This is a genomic window from Streptomyces sp. NPDC028331 (assembly GCF_055565775.1).
On the sequence record NZ_JBVHTR010000012.1, the window covers coordinates 184920 to 204747 of the forward strand.

A 19828-nucleotide genomic window follows, 5' to 3' on the forward strand; every position below is an offset into this window, starting at 1 on the left:
GCCTTTCGGTCCGGGGCACGAGGTCGTGCACGAGGGCGTCGTACGGCGCTGTACGACAACGAAGCAGGTCAGTCCTGGGCACGGCCCGTCGTCACCCGCGCGATCACCAGGGCGACGAGGATGATGCCGCCGTAGATGGCCTGGATCCAGAACGACGGCACCTGGGCGAGGGTGAGCAGGTTCTGCACGACACCCAGCAGGAGCACACCGGTGAGGGCGCCGAGCATGGTGCCCTTGCCGCCGTCGAGGCTGATGCCGCCGATGACCGCCGCCGCGAACACCGTGAAGATCATGTTCTGGCCCTGGTTGGCGCTGATCGCGCCGACGTAGCCGGTCTGCATGATCCCGCCGACGGAGGCGAGGACGCCCGCGACCACGAAGACGCCGAGCATGACGCGCTCCACGCGGATGCCGGCCGCACGGGCCGCGTCCGCGTTGCCGCCGATCGCGTAGAGGGCGCGGCCTACGCGGTGGTACCGCAGGACGAGCCCGGCGACCGCGAAGGCGACCGCGGCCAGCCACACCGACAGCGGCACCCGCAGGAAGGTGGTGGTGGCCAGCGTGAAGAACGCGTCGGGCATCCCGAACAGCGTCTTGCCCTTGGTCGCGCCGACCAGCAGACCGCGCAGGACGATCAGCATCGCGAGGGTGACGATGAACGCGTTGAGCTTGAACCTGACCACCAGGATGCCGTTGAAGGCGCCGATCGCCGCGCCGACGACGAGGATCGCGACCAGGGCGAGCGCGGTGGGCCATGTGGTGCCCCAGCCGGACTGGGCGGCGGGCAGGACGAGCAGGGCGCCCACGGCCGGGGCGATGCCGACGACGGATTCCAGGGACAGGTCGAACTTGCCGGTGATCAGGACGAGCGACTCGGCGAGCACGACCATCGCGAGCGCCGCGGACGCGCCGAGGATGGAGACGATGTTGCGTTCGGTGAGGAAGGAGTCGTTGACGAACGCGCCGAGCACCATCAGCAGCACCAGGGCCGGGAGCAGGGCGAGTTCACGGGCCCGGCGGAGCATGACGGCCTTGGCCGAGCGGGCGTCGGGGACCGGGAGGGGCGTGAGCGGCGGGGCCTTGGTGTCAGCCATGGTCCACTCCTTCGATGGAGGCGATCAGCTCGTGGTCGTGCCAGCCCGCCGGGTGCTCGGCGACGATCCGGCCGTGGAAGAGGACGAGGACGCGGTCGCAGCGGCGCAGGTCGTCGAGTTCGTCGGAGACGACGAGCACGGCGGTGCCGTCCTCGCGGGCGCTGTCCACCCGGGACAGCAGCGACTCCTTGGACTTCACGTCGACGCCCGCGGTGGGGTTGATCAGTACGAGCAGGCGCGGGTCGGAGGCCAGGGCGCGGGCCATGACGACCTTCTGCGCGTTGCCGCCGGACAGGTCGGAGACGGGTTGGTCGGGTCCCTCGGCGTGGATGTCGAGGCGGTGGATGAGGTCGGTGGCGAAGCCGCGTTTGCGCCGGGTGCCGACGAACCCGTGGCGGCCGAGGCGGTCCAGGACGCTCATGGTGGCGTTGTCGCCGACGGACATGCCGGGGACCATGCCCTGTTCGTGGCGGTCGCGGGGTACGCAGCCGACGCCGGCCCTGAGCGCCGCCTGCACGTCGCCGAACGGCAGCGGCCTGCCGTCGAGCCGGGCCGTGCCGCCGGCCGGGGTGTGCAGTCCGGCCAGGGTCTCGGCGAGTTCGATCTTGCCGCTGCCGCTGGAGCCGGCGAGTCCGACGACCTCTCCGTGGCGGACGGTGAGGTGGATGTCCTGGTACGTCTGGGAGCTGAGCCCGTGGGCTTCGAGGGCGACCCGCGCGTCGTCCGCGACGGCGTCCCGCACGGCGGCCGCGCGTTCGGCGACGGCCTCTCCGGCCATGGCCTCCACCAGGGCCGCACGCGGCAGGTCGGCGACGGGGGCCGTGGTGATCCAGCGGGCGTCGCGCAGGACGGTGACGGTCTGGCAGACCTCGTAGACCTCCTGGAGGTGGTGGGAGATGAACAGGAAGGTGACACCGGAGTCCTGGAGCGCCCGCATCCGTGTGAAGAGGCGTTCGATCTCCCGGTTGTCGAGCTGGGCGGTCGGCTCGTCCAGGATGATGAACCGGGCGCCGAAGCTCAGCGCCCGGGCGATCTCCACCATCTGGCGGTCCTCGACCTTGAGGTCGGCGGTGCGGGCCTCGGGGTCCACGTGGACATCCCAGGTCGCGAGCACCTCGGCGGCCTCGGCCCGCAGCCTCCGCCAGCTGATGAGGCCGCCGCGCCCGGTGGGCTGCCGGTTGATGAGCAGGTTCTCGGCGACCGTCAGCTCCGGGACGACCGTGGGCTTCTGGTACACGCAGGCGACCTTGCGGCGCCAGGCGTCGCGGTCGGCGAGCGGGGGTGCGGGCTCACCGTCGAAGAGGACCGTGCCCTCGTCGGGGGCCTGGAGTCCGGTGAGGACGTTGACCAGGGTGGACTTGCCGGCGCCGTTGCGGCCGACGAGGGCGTGGGACTCACCGGGGAGCACGGTGAGCTGCCCGTCCTGCAGGGCGACCGTGGGACCGTACCGCTTGACGATGCCCCTCGCCTCGACCAGTGGGGTGCTCATTTGACCGTGTTGCCCCAGAGCTTGGGGTCGTCGACGTTGTCCTTGGTGACCAGCGGGGCGGGCAGCTGGTCCTCCAGGATGCCGTTCGGCAGCTTGACGATGGTGGAGTCGTGGTCGGTGGGGCCGGGCTTGAACGTCTTCCCCTCCATCGCGGCCTTGATGTAGTACATGCCGTACTTGGCGTAGGCGTCCGCGGGCTGGGAGACGGTGGCGTCGATCTCGCCCTTGCGGATGGCGTCGAACTCCTGCGGGATGCCGTCGTTGGACACGATGACGATGTGGCCGCTCTTGCCGGCCGCCTTCAGCATGTTCTTGGACTTCAGGGTCTGCAGGGTGGGCGCGAGGTAGACGCCGCCGGCCTGCAGGTAGATGCCCTTGATGTCGGGGTTGGCGTTCAGCAGGGTGTCCAGCTTGGAGGCCGCGGTGTCGGACTCCCACTTGGCGGGGATCTCCAGGACCTTCAGCTTGGGGTACTTCTTCTTGACGCAGGAGCGGAACGCCTCGGACCGGTCACGGCCGTTGACGGACGCGAGGTCGCCCATGACCTGCACGACCTTGCCGCTGGTGATGTGCTGTCCGAGATAGTCGCACGCCTTCTCGCCGTACGCGACGTTGTCGGCGCGCACCACCATCGCGACCTTGCCCTTGTCGGGCGCCACGTCGACGGCCACCACGGGCACGCCCTTGCGGTCCGCCTGGTCGAGGCCGGCCTGGATGGCGGCGCTGTCCAGCGGGGCGACGACCAGGCCCTTGACGCCCTGGTTCAGCTCGTTGTTGATGTCGGTGATCTGCTGCGACGGGTCGCTGTTGGAGTTGACGGTCTTGAGGGCGTCGACGCCCTGGGACTTCGCCATCTTGGGCACGTAGTCGTTGTACGACTGCCAGAACGGCGAGGTCAGCAGGGGCAGGATCACCCCCACCTTGCCGGTGCCGTCGCCGCCCGCGCCGGCGGCTGCGCCGGTGTCCTTGGTGCTGCCGCATGCGGCGAGCACGAGCGAGGCGCCGACGGCGAGGGCCGCCGCGCCGATGATCCGGGGCCTGTTCCGCTTCCTCAGTGTTCTGCCGGGCATCTGGCAGCTCCTCGTTGAGCGTGTTCGAGCAGATGACCGCATACTTATCAGACCACTCCCCCGCCGGAACACCCTTCGACGGCACATTTTCCCGCCAGATGGCCATAGTGGTCCGACCACCTTGGTGATTAGACTGCGACGCACCCGGCGAGTGGAGGAGTGGCGTGGACGAGACAGCCCCGTACAAGGGCACCGTGACGCAGCGCGCCATCGAGCAGATCAAGGCGATGATCGCCGAGGGTCGGCTCGAGCCGGGGCAGCGCCTGCCGACGGAACGCGACCTGGCCGCCCGGCTCGGCATCTCGCGCAGTTCGATGCGGGAGGCGATCCGCGCGCTGACGGTCCTCGGTGTGCTGGAGGCCAGGCACGGCTCGGGCATCTATGTCACCCAGCTCGAGGCGGGGGACCTCCTGGAGACGTTCGGCGTGGTGGCCGACCTCTCGCGCGGGCAGCGCCTGGTGGAGCTGCTGGAGGTGCGGCGGGTCCTGGAGTCGACGGCGACGGCGCTGGCGGCGGCGCGCATCACGGACGAGCAACTCGCCGAGGTGGAGAAGCACTTGGCGGCGATGAACGCGACGGACGATCCGGAGGAGATCCTCGCGCACGACCTCGCCTTCCACCGGGAGATCGCCGTCGCGGCGGGCAACGAGACGATGGCGGCGATCCTGGAGGGCCTGTCCTCGCGGACCTTCCGGGCCCGCGTGTGGCGCGGCTACGAGGAGGAGGGCGCCTTCGCCCGCACCCGCCGCGAGCACGCCGCGATCCACCGCGCCCTGGCCGCCCACGACCCGGAGGCGGCCCGAGCGGCGGCCGCCGCGCACGTCGGCGAGGTGGAGGAGTGGCTGCGCACCCAGCTCCCCTCCTGATCGGCCTACCGGATCCCGGGCGCTGGTGCGGCGCGATCGCGTGGTGCCCGAAGTGCCGACGGCGACCGCGGCTTCGGGGTTCTCAGCCGCGTGCCGGGGCGTCGACCGGCAGCGTCCTGCACACCGGAGTCGCGGAGGCCCGTCGACGCCTGCGGACCGGGCGCGGACGGGGAAGGCGGGCGCGGAGCGCGGGCGCGGCGGCGGGTCCCCTCCTCGTCACCCTCGGCGTCGCCGGAAACGGAACGGAGTGCCCACGAGCCGTTCCCGGCTCGTGGGCACGACATCCCTGGGGACCGCCGACTGCGTGCGTCAGGTGTGCAGCAGCCGTAGGTCGATCGCGTCGGCCATGGCCTTCATGCCCGCGTCGTTCGGGTGGATGTGGTCGCCCGAGTCGTAGGCCGGGTTGAGGGCGGCGGGGTTCGCGGGGTCGCGCATGGCCCGGTCGAAGTCGATGACGCCGTCGAAGGCACCGCCGGCCCGGATCCACTGGTTGACACTCTGGCGGATCGTCTCGGCGGCAGGCGTGTAGTACCCATTGCCCTCGTCGGGCATCAGGGTTGCTCCGATGACGTCGACGTGGGCGGCATGGGCCTCGTCGATCAGGGTTCGGTAGCCGTTGACGAGGTCCTGGGCGGTCAGCGGCCGGCCGCCCGGGCCGGCGTTGTTGCCGATGTCGTTGATGCCTTCGAAGAGGATCACGTCCTTGACGCCTGGCCGGCCGAGGGCGTCGTGCCCGAAGCGCTTGAGGGCGCTCACCCCCTGCCACAGGTTGGGGACGTCGGTGAGGACCCGGTTGCCGCCGATGCCGGCGTCGACGACACTCAGCCTCTGCGGTCCCGGTCCGGCTCCCAGCCGACGTCCCAGGAAGTCGGGCCACCGGGTGTAGGTGCCCGTGGAGGAGTGGTAGCCGTCGGTGATGGAGTCGCCGAAGGCGACGACGGTTCCCCTTGCGGTGGGCGACACGACGTCCAGCCCGGCCAGGTAGTACCACGAGGTCGTGGTGGTGCCGAAGGCGGCGGCGCCGTCGTCACCGGTGTGATTGCCGGAGGCGATGTAGGTCGTGTCGAACGCGTCGGAGTGCCAGGTCGACATGCCCGTCGTGCCGGGCACGTAGAGACTGACGAGCAGATTCTGCCCGGCGCTGACGGAGATCGGGACGACGTCGCTGACCGCCTCTTCGCCGGCGGGGATCGTGACGTGGACGGAGTGGCCGAAGGTGACGTTCCGGACGGTGCCGCGCGTCGCCTCTCCGCCGCTCGCCTGCGCGGCCACGTCCACGGCGCCGATGTCCAGCGGGGTGGTGCTGTAGCGGTTGGACAGGGTGATGCGCGCGCCCGAACCTGCGACGCTGCTGTGCACCACCATCCGGATGGTCTGGTCGGTGAAGGACGGGCCGCCCGTCGTCATGCTGGGCGACCAGGCGCTGACCCGGGTGCCCTTGCCGGCCGGGGAAGGCGTGGCGGCGCTCGCCACATCGGCGGTGCTCAGCGGAACGACCGCCAGAACCATGCCCGTCAACGCACCGACCACGGACGCCAAAGACCTGCGACGCGGTCGGCGCCCCGCTGCCCGGCTCTGGTTCTTCTGGGGCATCGTCAGTCTCTCCACTCTGCTCGTGGTCCACGGCGCGCCGGGCTCACCGGCCCTGGCCGGGGTGGTGTGGGGGCGTACGAAGAGGCGTCGTGCGTGCCGGTCCGGCCTCATCCGAGATTGCCCAGCGTGACGGACTCACCGGGGGTGAGGCTGATCTTCCGCGAGGTGCTGCCTGCGACGACGGTCGTGTCGCGGCCACCGACGCTCTTCAGCGTCACCTGGGTGACCTTGCCGTTCTTCCAACTGAGGTCGGCCACGAAGCCGCCGCGGACGCCGACGCCGGACACCGAGCCGGATGCCGCCCACGCGTCGGGCAGCGCGGGCAGCAACTCGACGTGGCCCGGCCGCGAGTAGACCAGCATCTCGATGATCGCGGAGGGGGTGCCGAAGTTCGCGTCGATCTGGAAGATGCCGCGGCCCTGCCCCATGTCCATGATGTCGAAGAGGTTCGGTGCGGTGCCGTTGCTTCCGCCCACCGACGGCTTCAGGTTGTTGACGACCAGTTGGTAGGCCTTCTCCGCGTTCTTCAGCCGGGCCCAGCACAGGCTGCGCCAGGCGTTGGCCCAGCCGTAGCTGTTCATGCCGCGGGCGGTCAGGAGGGCGGTCGCGCCGGCGAGGACGTCCTTCGGCGTGGAGTCGTCCGGGCGGATCCGGTCGCCGGGGAAGAGGCCGATGAGCGGGGAGAGGTGCCGGTGTGTGGTCTCGCCGAGGTTGTCGGGCGACATCCACTCCTCCAGCCAGCCGGTCTTGGGGCTGACCACGGGCAGGTACAGGCGCTGGCGCAGACCGTCGATGGTCGCGCTGTAGGAGGTGTCCCTGCCGAGCACCCGCGTTGCGGTGTGGTAGTTGCCGAAGAGGTTCCACACCAGTTCCTGGGCGTAGGTGATGCCCTTGGCGTCCAGCGGACCCTGCTCGGGCGACCAGTCGCTGTCGGCGACCAGGACCTCGCGTGAGGCTCCGGAGGCGTCGGTGACGGTCGTGGTGATGAGGCGGGCCTCCCAGAACTCCACGGCGCCCTTGACGAGAGGGTAGATCTTTTCCAGGTAAGCGCGGTCCTGCGTGTACTCGTAGTGCTCGAACAGGTTTTGGCAGAGCCAGGCGTTGCCGGCCGGGTGCCACCACCAGCCGCCTCCGCCGTAGGGGTTGGTGGAGATGGCCACGGTCCAGCCGGCGATCCTGCCGCTGGAGTTGCGGTACCTGTTGGTCGCGCTGTTGAACAGCCGCCGGGTGACGTCCGTCCAGGACGGTAGCTGCGCAAGGCAGTAGTCCGTGAAGGCGTCGAAGCAGTCGGACAGGCCGGCGCGGTCGGCCATCCAGTAGTTCATCTGGAGGTTGATGTCCGTGTGGTAGTCGCCCATCCAGTCCGGGTCGTTGCCGTCCAGCCATGGGCCCTGCAGGCCCATCGGAAGGCTGCCACGCGACCCGGAGATCATCAGGTAGCGGCCGAACTGCAGGTAGGCCGCCTCGAGTTCGGGGTCGGGCACGTTGTCCCGGTAGCGGGCCTGGACTCGTTGCCAGGTGTCCAGCTTGCGCTGTGCCGCGGACGACGTACCGAGGTTGATGTCCAACTGTTCGAACACCGGGCGGAAGTCGGCGACATGGGTGTGCAGCAGGGTGCTCGCCGAGTGTCGGGCCGCGTTGAGGACCTTGGTCCGTGCCAGGCGCTCCGGATCCACGGACGGGTCGCGGAACCCGGCCGCCGCGTCGGGCGCGTAGTCGGTGCCGCCACTGACGACGACGGTGAGGTCCTTGCAGCCGGTGAAGGAGATCGACGTACCGTTGACGGCGATCCTGCCGGTGCCGCTGTAGGCCGTGACGGCGGCGCCGTACTTCAGCCCGTTGGCGAGGGCGGCGCCGAACGAGAGACAGCGCCCGGCGCTGTCGGCGGTGGTGGACTCGCCGTGGGTGCCCGCCAGGGAGACGGTACCTGTGTAGCTGCCGCCGCCCTGCTGGGAGAAGTGCAGGACGATGACGTCGTCGGGGCGGCTGGCGAAGATCTGCCGCTGGTAGGTGGTGCCGGAGAAGCCGTACGAGGCACCGACGAGGCCCTGGGCCAGGTCGAGGGAGCGACGGTAGTCGTTGACGGAGCCCAGGTCGTGCCCGGGGATGTCGACGGTGAGCTCGGCCAGCAGGGTCAGGGAGCCGAAGTCTCCGCGGCCGTAGGGGAACTGGCCGTCGGCCTGCAAAGTGTCGTTGAGGCCACCGGTCCACAGGGTGGCGTCGGTGATCGTCAGCAGTTCGCTGGAGGGGTCGTTGCCGGCGAGCGCTCCGAGGCGCCCGTTCCCGACCGGCAGTCCTTGCCGGATCATCGAGTCGGGGGAGCCGGGAGCCTGCCACCAGAGCCGGTTCTCGGCGGCGGCGGCCGCGGACAGCAGCGGCGAGGTGGTGGGGCGGACGGGGGCCGCCGAGGCGGTGAAGGCGGGCAGACCGCCGAGGGCGGCGGCCGCGCCGGCCGTGGCGGCGAGAGCGAGGAACCCCCTGCGGCTCGGCGGGCGGTCGTGTGATGCGGTGTGCTGGGTGTCCACGATGTGCACTCCAGGTCCGGGGAACGGCGCATGCGGGAACGACGGATGTGGGCCGTCGGGTGTTGTGCGGGGCGAATACGGCGGACGTGGGCACGCCCGGTCGTTGTGGGACCGTGCCGGGGGGCTGGGACGGTCCCGGGTGGCGGGGCCCCGGTCCGTGTCACCACGGGGCCCCGCGGAGGGATCAGGCGGACTTGGGTACGTCGATCCTGTCGATGTCAGGGGAGTAGTCCCAGCCGCTGTCGAACGTGATGCTGTTGGAGCCCGCCTTCAGGGCCAGCTGGACGCTGACGGTTTCGACCGTGCCCCAGTCGCCCGTGGACGGGAACGCGAGGCGGGTGCCGTTGCCGCTGTTGGAGTAGACGGTCACCGAGCGCGGGTCGCCGCTGACGTAGGCGACCTTGACGGTGTAGATGCCGTCCTTCTTCACCGTGATGTCGTTGAACTGCAGCTTGCTGTCGAGGTAGAGGTTGCCGACCTTCTTGCCGCCGGAGCAGGAGCCGCACGTGGCGACGGAGGCGTTGCCGGTCAGGGTGTTGTTCGCGGACTCGGCCTCGTAGCCGGTGGTGTCCAGCGGTGCGCCGCCGGGCCTGACGGTGAACAGCCGTGAGCCGTGCGCGGGCAGCGCTGCGGTGATCTTGTTCTTGTACGTCCCGAGGTTCTGGTGCTTCCACAGATCGCGTACGGAGGCCGCGCCCGTGAAGCCGAAGGACGCCCAGTTCGCGGTGACGGAGGCCGGCGAAGCGCCGAGGTTGAACAGGGCCACGGTGTAACTGCCGTCGGAGTTCGCGGCTCCCCAGACCTGCTGGTCGCCCATCGGGGTGACGGGACGCGCGACGGGCGAGTTGTTCTGGTCGACGGCGATGACTTCCTGGTTGGTCAGCAGGGAGAGACCGTAGTCGTCCAGCTTGGTGAGGTCGTCACCGGTGAACAGGGGTGATTTGTTGATGGCCCACAGGGTCATGTAGCTCTGCCGTTCGGCGTTGGTGAGGCCGTCCATGGCCCCGTTGCCGACGTCGATCGCGTCGAGGTCGTTCCAGCCGCCCGGGCCTGCCTTGCTGCTCCACGCCGGGGCGTCGTTCCACCGGTCGTTGACCGAGTTCTCCCAGGTGACCAAGGTGTCGCAGTAGCACTCCACGTCGGTGTCGATGCGCCAGCCGTCGGAGTACTTCTTCCAGTCCGCGGCGTGGCCGATGTCGAGCGACCAGGAGAGCTCGAGGTGGATCGGGCGCCCGGTGGCGGCGATGGCCTGGTGCCAGGCGGCGACGTCCGCGACGTTGTCGTAGTCGTCACCGGACTTGAACGAGCCCGGACCCACCCCGTCCAGCTTCAGGAAGTCATAGCCCCAGTCCGCGAACATCTGCGCCTGGGAATCGACGTACTTCTGCGCGCAGGGGTTGCCGAAGTTCAGCTTGTAGGCGCTGTCCCAGCCGTTGGTGGTGCGCAGGTCCGGGTAGACGACGTCCGCGGTGGTGCAGCCGGGGGCGTTCCGGACCGGCACCTTGCCGTCGCCGTACGCCCCCTTCTCCAGGCCGACGGGCAGGTAGATGCCGGCCTTGAGGCCCTTGGAGTGGATGTGGTCGGCCACCGACTTCATGCCGTGCGGGAATCGGACCGGGTCGGGCGTCTGCCGGCCGTACTGGTCGTACCCGGGTGTCCAGTTGTCGTCCATCCACCAGCCGGCGTCGATGTTGACGTGGTCGTAGCCGTACTTCTTCAGGGTGGTGGAGAGGGCGTCCGTCTGCTTCAGGACGTTCGCCTCGGTGAGGTAGCTGTAGTCGCCGGTCGGGTTCAGGCCCGGGTACTTGGAGGACTGCATGCTCCAGCTCGACCAGCCCATGTACGGCTTGGCCGCCACGCCGGAGGTGGCGTCCACGGTGGCCGCAGCGGAGGTGACGGCCGCGGTCGCGGACGGGGCGGGGGCGGCCGTGGCCTGGGGGGCCGAGACGGGGACGGCTGTGGTGAGTCCGGCCGTGACGGCCAGGACCAGCAGGGCTCTGTACGAGGATGACCGCATGGGCCGGGGCCTCCTGATGGTGGGAAAGGCGGAATCGCACGGTTGTGCCCGGTGGGGGGCGGGCGTTGTTCCGGGCAGGGGACGGCGTTGTTCCGGACGAGTCGCCGGGGGAAGCGGCCGGGCGACCGGCCGCCGGGGCGTCGGGCAGGCGGCTCAGCCCTCGCCCGAGCCGATGGTGAGCCCGCTGACGACGTCTCGCCGCAGCGCGCGGTGCATCAGCGGCCTGAGGATCGCGATCATGACAAGTACCTGCCGCGATGGGGCCGGAGGTGGTGAGGTACGAGCCCTTGGGGCCGGTCGGTGCGAAGATGACCGGACGGTTGTCACCCGTCTCGGTCCCCACCGCCGAGCAGCCCCTGGTAGACGGTTCGGCGGCCGGGTCGTGGGGCGGTCCGAGGGCGGCTGTGCAGCGTCATTGCTACTCCTCGTACGTGTCTGATCCGATGAAGGACTGGATCGCGGTGGCGGCGGCGCCACGCGCCCACTCCTCGAAGGGCAGGGGACGCGTCATCACGTCGCAGTGCGAAGCGGTACCGAAGGCCGACGCGGCGTACGCGTCCCGGATGCTTTCGGCGAAAAGGTCGTAGGCGGCCAGGCCCTCCCCGGAGATGATCACCCGCTCGGGACCGAGGAGGTTCACCAGGGAGCCGATGGCCTTGCCGATGGCTTCACCGGCCCGCGTGTAGACCGCTCTGACACCGGGCTCTCCGCTGTGCGCCAGGTCCAGTGCCTCGGCTGCGGCGGTCACGTGCTTGCCCGTGGCCTCGCGCACTGCGCGGAGTATCGCGGGGTCCGCCGCGATCGCCTCCACGCACCCCCGGTTGCCGCAGTGGCAGAGGGGGCCGAGCGGGTCGATGGACAGATGTCCGATCTCGCCGGCCACGCCGTGCGCCCCCGAGACCACCCGTCCGTGCACCACCAGACCACAGCCGATGCCGGCGCCCACGGTCACCAGGGCGAAGTTCGAGAGCCCGACCCCGGCCCCGAACCAGTGCTCGGCGACCGTGAACGCCCGCACGTCGTTGTCGACCGTGACCGGCAGCCCGGTCGCGGTCCCCACGACTTCGGCGAGCGGTACGTCCCGCCACTCCAGGAAGGGCGAGTAGCGGACCACACCGTTCGCGCGGTCCACGTCCCCCGAGATCGCGATGCCCAGCCCCCGCACCGGTACCCCGAATCCGTCGGCCTCCGTGAGCAGTTCCTGCACCAGCGCGGTGAGGGCGGGGAGAACCGTTTCCGGCTCGCGGCCCGTGAGCCGCACGTGCCGGGAGATCCGGATGCGGCAGCACAGGTCGGCCAGCACGGCGATGATCTCGTCACCCGTCACCTTGATCCCGATGAACAGTGCCCTCCCGGCGTCCACCCACACCAGGCCGGCCGGACGTCCCACAGCGGGCCGCGCCCGTTCGTCCACGCCCTCGACCAGGTAGCCGAGCTCCATCAGCGGGCGCACCGCCTTGGTGATGGCGGCCGGGGAGAGCCTGGTGCGCCGCGCCGTCTCGGCCCGGGTGAGCGGACCGTGCGAGAGCAGCGTGGTGAAGACCAGGGAAGCGGCCGGCGTCATCGCCGGTACCGCCTCAGGGGAGGGGGTCGAGCGCATGGCCGGAAACCTAGGGACGTTCTTTTTCACTGTCAATGAAAAAAGCAAGCTTCTTTTGAAGAACCCGCGTCGACCGCCAGGAGCCTGGAAAACACAGACGTCAGCCGTGTGTTGACACGTGATCGAAGGCAGGGTTGGCTGCACACAACTTCTGCGCGGCACTCCGCGAAGGTGAGGATCAAGGTGCCGACCCAAGGCCTCCCAGACAGGTACATTCTTCCCGTCGGCCCCGGCCGCCCTGGCCTTCTCGGCCAAGGCGCCGGCCGCCGAGGGAGGGGACCTGTCCGTCGTCACCGACACGATGAGGAACAAGGTCTTCCACCCTCCCGGGACCGCGGCAACGGCGCCGCCCCGCAGGACGCGCCGGAGCCGCTGCTCGAGGCGTACTGCGCCGGCGAGGCGGGCGACTCCGTGTTCACGGACAGGCGGGACAAGAGCAGGACGCTGCTCGCGAAGAGCTGAACCACCGACGGCAACCGGTTGTCCGGGCGCCGGACGCGGCCCCGGCCCGGGGGCGTCCGGCGGACCGGCCCCTTGGAAAGGACTCTGCATGCCTGACACCACCGCGCGGATCGTGAATCTGCGCGCGGCCGGCACCTCACTCGTCGTGGAGCTCGCCGAGCCGGTGCCCAGAGTCCTGCACTGGGGAGCCGATCTGGGCGACCTTCCGGAGGACGGCCTGGCGGCGCTCGCGCTGACCGGCGAGCCCGCCGTGCTGAACAACTCCATCGACATCCCGCGCCGGTTCACCATCTGGCCCACCGAGGCGGACGGCTGGTCCGGAACCCCGGCCCACCAGGGCCATCTGGCCGGTGCCGCCGCCGCTCCACGGCTGCGCCTGGCCGAGGCGTCGTACCGCCCGCAGGACGAGGGCGGGGAACTGGCCCTGGACCTCACCGACCCCGGAGCCGGACTCGACGTCACCGTGACCTACCGTCTGGAGCCCTCCGGCGTCCTGGGCGTGCAGACGCGGATCGGCCGCCGGCCGGACGCCGCCGCCCAGCCGTACGACCTCGCGCAGGTCACCACCATGCTGCCGCTGCCCCGCCGGGCCGCGGAGATCCTGGACTTCACCGGCAAGTGGAGCCGGGAGCGGTCCCCGCAGCGCCGCCCGCTGGGCTTCGGCACGTACGCCCGCGAGGTGCGGCGTGGCAAGCCCGGCCTGGACTCGCCGTACCTGGTCACGGTCGGCGTGCCGGGGTTCGGTTTCCGCCAGGGCGAGGTGTGGGGCGTACACCTCGCCTGGAGCGGCGACCAGCGGTATCTGGTCGAGCAGTTGCCGGAGGGCGCGGGCACCCATGCCGCGGTGCTCGGCGGCGGCGAACTGCTGCGGCCCGGGGAGATCCGGCTCGCTCCCGGTGACTCGTACACCACTCCGGTGTGCCACTTCACCTGGTCCGACGAAGGACTCGACGGACTCGCGGACCGTTTCCACGCCCTGCTGCGCTCCCGGCCCGCCCACCCGCGCACCCCCCGCCCCCTGATCCTCAACAGCTGGGAGGCGGTGTACTTCGACCACGACCTGGACCGGCTGCTGCGGCTGGCCGACAAGGCCGCCGAGGTCGGTGTCGAGCGTTTCGTGCTCGACGACGGCTGGTTCCGCGGGCGCCGCTCGGACCACGCCGGACTGGGCGACTGGACGGTGGACCCGGTGGTGTGGCCCGAGGGGCTGACGCCACTGGTCGACCATGTCCGCTCGCTCGGCATGGAGTTCGGGCTGTGGGTCGAGCCCGAGATGGTCAACCTGGACTCCGACCTGGCCAGGGAGCACCCCGACTGGGTGCTCGGCCCGGCGCGCGGCGTCGGTCCGTCGTCCCGGCACCAGCACGTCCTGGACCTGGCCAACCCGCAGGTGTGGGACTACCTGCTGGGCGCGCTGGACGCCCTGGTGAAGCAGTACGGCATCGCCTATCTGAAGTGGGACCACAACCGGGAGCTCCACGAGGCGGTGCACGGTCCCGCCGACCGCCCCGTCGCGCACGCCCAGGTACTCGCGCTCTACCGGCTGATCGACGCCCTCAAGGAACGCCACCCCGATCTGGAGATCGAGAGCTGCGCCAGCGGCGGCGGCCGGGTGGACCTGGGCATCCTGGCCCGTACCGACCGGGTGTGGGCCTCGGACTGCAACGATCCGGTGGAGCGCCAGGCCATCCAGCGGTGGACGGCGCAACTGCTGCCCCCCGAGCTGATCGGCGCCCACGTCGGGGCCGCGACCAGCCACACCACCGGCCGGGTCAGCTCCGACAGCTTCCGGCTGACCACGGCCCTGTTCGGACACGCCGGCATCGAACAGGACATCACCCGCTGCACCCCGGAGGAACTCGCCCGGCTCACCGCCTGGGCAGCGCTCTACCGCGAACTGCGTCCCCTGCTGCACGGCGGCCGTACGGTCCGCGCCGACCTCGCCGGCGAGGCGACCCTGCTGCACGGGGTCGTCGCGCACGACGGGTCGGCGGCGCTCTACTGCTGGGCCCGGGTGGCCACCTCCCCCGAGGGGCAGTCCGGGCGGGTGCGGTTGCCGGGGCTCGCCGCCGAGGCCGGTTACCGGGTACGGGTCCGCACCGAACTGGGGCTTCCGTCCTTCCACCAGACCTCCGGCCCGGCGTGGCTGACGGCCGCTCTCGACGACTGGCTGACGCTGCCCGGTGCGGTGCTCACGGTGGCCGGACTGCCCATGCCGAACCTCAACCCGGACCAGGCGCTGCTGCTGGAGGTGCGGCGCACCGACGGTCAGTGACAGGCGTGCGGTCCGGGGGTGACCCTGGTGACAGGTCTCCCCCGGGCCCTCGACGTGGCGCCCGCCCGCAGGGCACAGTGCTGCTCGTACTCGTCAGTACGTTCACGCGTCAGTCACGCAGAGCACCGACAGGGAGCGCCCGTGTCCAACTGGGTCGGCCGGACCGCCGTCGAGATCGCCGCCGCCGTACGGGAGAAGCGGGCCACCCCGCGCGAGGTGGTGGCCGAACACCTCGCGCGCATCGAGGAGTTGGACGGCCGCGTCGGCGCCTTCCGCCTGGTGCGCGCTGAGGCGGCGCTCGCCGAGGCCGACGAGGTCGCGGCGCGCGCGGACCTGGCCGACCTGCCGCTGGCCGGTGTTCCCGTGGCGGTGAAGGACAATCTGGCGGTGCGCGGCGAGTCGACCCGCAACGGCTCGGCCGCGACCCCCGACGCGCCCGCCGAGCAGGACCATGTCACGGTGGCCCGACTGCGCGCGGCGGGCGCGGTGGTGGTCGGTCTGACGAACGTGCCGGAGCTGTGTGTCTTCGGCACCACGGAAGGAGTGCACGGGACCGCGCGCAACCCGTGGGACCTCACGCGCACGGCGGGCGGCTCCTCCGGCGGCAGCGCGGCGGCGGTGGCCGCCGGGATGGTGCCCGTCGCGCTCGGCAACGACGGCATGGGGTCGCTGCGCATCCCGGCCGCCAACTGCGGACTCGTCACCCTCAAGCCGGGGCGCGGGACGGTCCCGGCGGGGATCGGCAACGGCGACTGGTTCGGGATGTCGGAGAACGGGCCGCTGGCGACGACGGTCGAGGACGCACGGCTGGTGTTCGACGTCCTGGCGGGGACGGCGCAGGATCATGTGCCGGGAACCGCGCCGCGCAGGATCGCGCTCTCCCTGCGCAGCCCGCTGCTCGGCGTCACGGTGAGCCGCCCGTACGCGGACGCGGCGCGCGCGGCGGCCGCGCTGCTGTCGAGGGCGGGGCACGACGTGCGCCCGGACGAGCCGCCGTACCCCTGGTGGCTGGGCATGACGTCGCTGGCGCACTGGACGGCGGGTACGGCGGTCGACGCCGAGGGCCTCGATCCTCGGCGGCTGGCCCGGCGCACCCGGGTGCACGCGGCGGTGGGGCGCCGTTTCGTGGGCGGCGTCAGGTCAGGAGACCGCCGTGAACGACTGCGCCGGCTCCTCGAACCGTTCTTCGGCGCGCACGACGTGCTGCTCACCCCCACGCTCGCCCGCCGCGGCCCGGTCGCCGACGGCTGGCACGAGCGCGGCTGGCTGCGCAACGTGCTGACGAACACCGCCTACTCCCCCATGACACCGCCGTGGAACCTCACGGGCTGGCCCGCGATGTCGGTCCCGTTCGACACCCTTCCCAACGGCGCGCCCTGCGCGGTGCAGCTGGTGGGGCGGCCGGGCGCGGAGCGGGAACTGCTGGACGTGGCGGCCCAGTTGGAGTCCCTCCGGCCCTGGCGGCGCACCGCGCCGCTGGGCGGGGGCCCTGCCGCGCGCTCCGAGCCGGCCGGCTGAACGTCCGTCTTACCGGTTGGACTTCGCGACGCTGATGTCACCGAGCGCCGACTCCGGGTCGCGCTCGATGGCCAGGTCGCCGAGGGACACGATGCCCACGGGCTCCCCGTTCTCGACGACGGGGACACGGCGCACGGAGTGCTCGCGCATCAGCCGTACCGCGCTGTCCAGTTCGTCCTCGGGGCTCACGGTGACCAGGTCGCCGCTGCACGCGCGCCCCACCGTGGTCTCCCGCGGGTCCGCTCCCTCCGCGACCGTGCGCACCACCAGGTCGCGGTCGCTGACCAGTCCGCGCAGCCGGTCCCCCTCCGTCACGAGGACGGCGCCGATGTTCTGGTCGCGCATCACCTGGGCGACGGTCGCCACCGGGGTCTGCGGTTCGACCGTCACGGGTGCGGCGGTCATGACGTCGCGTACGTGCTGGGCCATCATGTCTCCCTTCGCGCATCGCCGCGGTGCCGGTCACCGCGGTCGGCCGCCGGGTACCCGGCGAACCCGGCGCCTCACCCGGTCGTTCCGGCCGGTACGCACTTGGGCGCCCTCGACGCCGCGCCGCGGACGCCGTCGGTCCGTTTCCCCGCGCCGTCCCTGGGGACTCGGTCGGCAAGCGCCGTGAGGCCCCGGCGACATGAGGCCCGGCGCGCTCGAGGATGCAGAAGGAAGATGAACTGTCGTGACCGCACAGCCAAGTGAGAAGCCCGTCGTCCGCCCGCCCGAGACCGGCTGGGCCCAGGCCCGCCGACCCCGTGAGAACGGCCTGCGCACCTGCGTGCCGGCCGTCGACGACGGGAAGAGGCCCTGGCCGCGCCGCGACCAGGAGGGAAACATCGTCCGGGGCGAGGACTGAGGCCGCCCGGCACGACCGGGTGATGTGGCTGCGGCGTACACGCTTCATCGACGCAGGCGTGGGTACCCAGGCGAGGCAAGCGAACGGGAGCGCGGCGTTTTGCCCAGGGGCCCGGGAGGGCCTTCCCCTCCGCGGGCCGTCGCCGCGTGGACGACACGCCCGGAAGGCGGCAACCGCATGAGTGAGAACCCGGTCAAAGGCATGAAGGACAAGGTGGTCGACGCGCTGCGCGGCGACGGGCAGGGCGACGGCGGCATCCCGGGCAGGCCCGGCGCCGAGGCGCCCGAGTCGGCGGAGCCGACCGAGCCGAGGCCGCCGCTGCCGCCCAAGCCGGACCAGGCGACCCCGGCGGCGGTCGGCCCGACCGGCCGTCCCACGGAAGCGGACCCGACGGCGCGGGCCCAGAGCGGCTCCTATCTCACCACCGCGCAGGGCAACCGCCTCCCCGACACGGACCACTCCCTGAAGGCCGGTGAGCGCGGGCCCGTTCTACTGCAGGACCACCACCTGCGGGAGAAAATCACCCACTTCGACCACGAGCGCATTCCCGAGCGGGTCGTCCACGCCCGGGGCGCCGCGGCCCACGGGGTGTTCCAGAGCTACGGCACCGCCGCGAACGTCACCAAGGCGGCCTTCCTGCAGCAGGACGTCGAGACACCGGTGTTCGTCCGGTTCTCCACGGTGCTCGGCTCCCGGGGGTCGGCCGACACCGTACGCGACACCCGGGGTTTCGCGACCAAGTTCTACACCGGCGAGGGCGTCTTCGACCTGGTCGGCAACAACATCCCGGTGTTCTTCATCCAGGACGCGATCAAGTTCCCGGACGTCGTCCACGCCGCCAAGCCGCACCCCGACCGGGAGATACCGCAGGCGCAGAGCGCGCACGACACGTTCTGGGACTTCGTCACCCTGCACACCGAGGCCACGTTCCACACGATGTGGAACATGTCCGACCGCGGCATTCCGCGCTCCTTCCGGATGATGGAGGGCTTCGGCGTCCACACGTTCCGGCTGGTGAACGCGGAGGGCGCCACCACGCTGGTGAAGTTCCACTGGAAGCCGAGGCTCGGCGTGCACTCCCTGGTGTGGGAGGAGGCCCAGCTCATCGGCGGCACGGACCCGGACTTCCACCGGCGGGACCTGGCCGACGCGATCGAGGCGGGCGCGTATCCGCAGTGGGAACTGGGCATCCAGACGTTCCCGGACACCCCCGAGCAGACCTTCGAGGGCATCGATCTGCTGGACCCGACGAACATCGTTCCCGAGGAACTGGCGCCGGTGCAGCCCGTCGGCCTGCTCACGCTCAACGCCAACCCGACGAACTTCTTCGCCGAGACCGAGCAGGTCGCCTTCCACCCCGGCCACCTCGTGCCCGGCATCGACATCACCGACGACCCGCTGCTGGCCGGCCGCCTCTTCTCCTACCTGGACACCCAGATCACCCGCCTGGGCGGCCCGAACTTCGCGCAGATCCCGGTCAACCGCCCGCACGCCCCGGTGAACGACATGCTGCGCGACGGCATGCACCAGACCGCCGTGCACACCGGAGTGGCGCCCTACCGGCCCAACTCCCTCGACGGCGGCTGTCCCTTCACGGCGGGCGCGGGCGACCACGCGTACGTCGAGACCCCGGTGCGGATCCCGGAGGCGACGAAGACCCGGACGGCACCGGCCTCCTTCGCGGACCACTTCACCCAGCCGAGGATGTTCTGGCTGAGCCTGAGCCCGGTGGAGCGGGAACACCTGGTCGCCGCCTACACCTTCGAACTCGGCAAGTGCTACGAACAGGCCGTCAAGGAACGAGGGCTGCAGGTCCTCGCCAACATCGACCCCGAGCTGTGCGAACAGGTCGCCGCCGGCCTCGGTCTGCCCGCCCCCGAGGCCACCGCGCCGATCGTCGCCGTCGACCCCAGTCCCGCCCTGTCGCAGGTGGGCCAGACCTGGCCGCTGGACGGGCGCGTCATCGGCGTCGTCACCGACGGCAGCACCGACCTGGACGGTCTGCGCGCGGTGCGGGAGGCGGCGTTCACCGCGGGCATGGTGCCCCTGATCATCGCGCCCACCGGCGGAAAGCTCGACCCGGACGGCGAGCCCGTCACCGTCCAGCGCAGCTTCGCCACCGCCCGGTCCGTCGAGTACGACGCCGTGCTGGTGGTCGGCGCCCCGGCGCCCGCCCCCGACGCGTACGGCGCGCGCGACGCCAAGGCCGGGGAGCCGGGAGCCGACGGCAGCGTCGATCCCCGGGTGCTGCTGCTGCTCTCGGAGGCCTTCCGGCACGGCAAGGCCATCGGCGGCTGGGCCGGCGCCGAGGCCGCGCTCCGGGCGGCCGGTGTGCCCACGGACGCCGCCGGTGTCGTCACCGCGGAGTCCGGCTCCGGCGCGCTGGAGCAGATCACCGGGCTGCTGACCAAGCACCGCGTCTGGGAGCGGTTCGCCTCCCGCGTGTGACCGTCGTCGGCCCCCACGTCGGTG

Annotated in this window: 13 protein-coding genes; 5 read left to right on the plus strand and 8 right to left on the minus strand. The window is 71.3% G+C overall.

The genetic code is table 11. The annotated features are described in order from the left end of the window. Nucleotides 1–68: 68 nt before the first annotated feature. Genes ACZ4SW_RS19780 through ACZ4SW_RS19790 form a run of 3 tightly spaced genes read right to left on the minus strand, consistent with a single transcriptional unit; the run spans nt 69 to nt 3653 of the window. Nucleotides 69–1094 (minus strand): ABC transporter permease, encoded by a 1026-nt coding sequence (locus ACZ4SW_RS19780; protein WP_468244810.1) that lies wholly within the window; start codon nt 1092–1094, stop codon nt 69–71. After that, nucleotides 1087–2583: a sugar ABC transporter ATP-binding protein gene (locus ACZ4SW_RS19785; protein ID WP_468244813.1), complete on the minus strand. Its 1497-nt coding sequence runs from the start codon at nt 2581–2583 to the stop codon at nt 1087–1089. The genes ACZ4SW_RS19780 and ACZ4SW_RS19785 overlap by 8 nt, the downstream gene beginning before the upstream one ends. After that, complete coding sequence (locus ACZ4SW_RS19790) at nt 2580–3653, minus strand: sugar ABC transporter substrate-binding protein (protein ID WP_468244816.1); 1074 nt, start codon at nt 3651–3653, stop codon at nt 2580–2582. Before ACZ4SW_RS19790 ends, ACZ4SW_RS19785 begins: the two co-directional genes overlap by 4 nt. 164 nt (nt 3654–3817) lie before the next feature. On the opposite strand from ACZ4SW_RS19790, the gene ACZ4SW_RS19795 reads away from it, so the two are divergent. Continuing rightward, complete coding sequence (locus ACZ4SW_RS19795; RefSeq protein ID WP_468244819.1) at nt 3818–4519, plus strand: FadR/GntR family transcriptional regulator; 702 nt, start codon at nt 3818–3820, stop codon at nt 4517–4519. Between the two features lie 309 nt (nt 4520–4828). On the opposite strand, the gene ACZ4SW_RS19800 is transcribed toward ACZ4SW_RS19795, so the two are convergent. The 4 genes from ACZ4SW_RS19800 to ACZ4SW_RS19815 form a co-directional block, all read right to left on the minus strand. Beyond that, on the minus strand, nt 4829–6028 hold the full coding sequence (locus tag ACZ4SW_RS19800; protein WP_468244822.1) for an SGNH/GDSL hydrolase family protein: 1200 nt from the start codon (nt 6026–6028) through the stop codon (nt 4829–4831). Nucleotides 6029–6219: 191 nt separating this feature from the next. Continuing rightward, nucleotides 6220–8637, minus strand: a complete 2418-nt coding sequence (locus ACZ4SW_RS19805) for a glycosyl hydrolase family 95 catalytic domain-containing protein (protein ID WP_468244825.1) — start codon at nt 8635–8637, stop codon at nt 6220–6222. A 184-nt stretch (nt 8638–8821) separates the two neighbouring features. After that, nucleotides 8822–10654: an alpha-galactosidase D gene (locus ACZ4SW_RS19810; protein WP_468244827.1), complete on the minus strand. Its 1833-nt coding sequence runs from the start codon at nt 10652–10654 to the stop codon at nt 8822–8824. A gap of 418 nt (nt 10655–11072) precedes the next feature. Then, nucleotides 11073–12254 (minus strand): ROK family protein, encoded by a 1182-nt coding sequence (locus ACZ4SW_RS19815; RefSeq protein ID WP_468244829.1) that lies wholly within the window; start codon nt 12252–12254, stop codon nt 11073–11075. A 550-nt stretch (nt 12255–12804) separates the two neighbouring features. Here ACZ4SW_RS19815 and ACZ4SW_RS19820 point away from each other — a divergent pair. Together ACZ4SW_RS19820 and ACZ4SW_RS19825 are read left to right on the plus strand one after the other, a co-directional pair. Continuing rightward, on the plus strand, nt 12805–14991 hold the full coding sequence (locus ACZ4SW_RS19820; RefSeq protein WP_468244831.1) for an alpha-galactosidase: 2187 nt from the start codon (nt 12805–12807) through the stop codon (nt 14989–14991). A 141-nt stretch (nt 14992–15132) separates the two neighbouring features. Next, nucleotides 15133–16509: an amidase gene (locus tag ACZ4SW_RS19825; RefSeq protein WP_468244833.1), complete on the plus strand. Its 1377-nt coding sequence runs from the start codon at nt 15133–15135 to the stop codon at nt 16507–16509. 9 nt (nt 16510–16518) lie between these two features. Here ACZ4SW_RS19825 and ACZ4SW_RS19830 read toward each other — a convergent pair whose 3' ends face one another. Then, a complete protein-coding gene (locus tag ACZ4SW_RS19830; RefSeq protein WP_468244836.1) occupies nt 16519–16938 on the minus strand; it encodes a CBS domain-containing protein in 420 nt (139 codons plus the stop codon). A gap of 244 nt (nt 16939–17182) precedes the next feature. Between ACZ4SW_RS19830 and ACZ4SW_RS19835 the strand changes: the two genes are divergently transcribed. Next, nucleotides 17183–17356, plus strand: a complete 174-nt coding sequence (locus ACZ4SW_RS19835) for a hypothetical protein (RefSeq protein ID WP_468244839.1) — start codon at nt 17183–17185, stop codon at nt 17354–17356. Nucleotides 17357–17533: 177 nt separating this feature from the next. Next, a complete protein-coding gene (locus ACZ4SW_RS19840; RefSeq protein WP_468244841.1) occupies nt 17534–19804 on the plus strand; it encodes a catalase in 2271 nt (756 codons plus the stop codon). Nucleotides 19805–19828 lie beyond the last annotated feature (24 nt).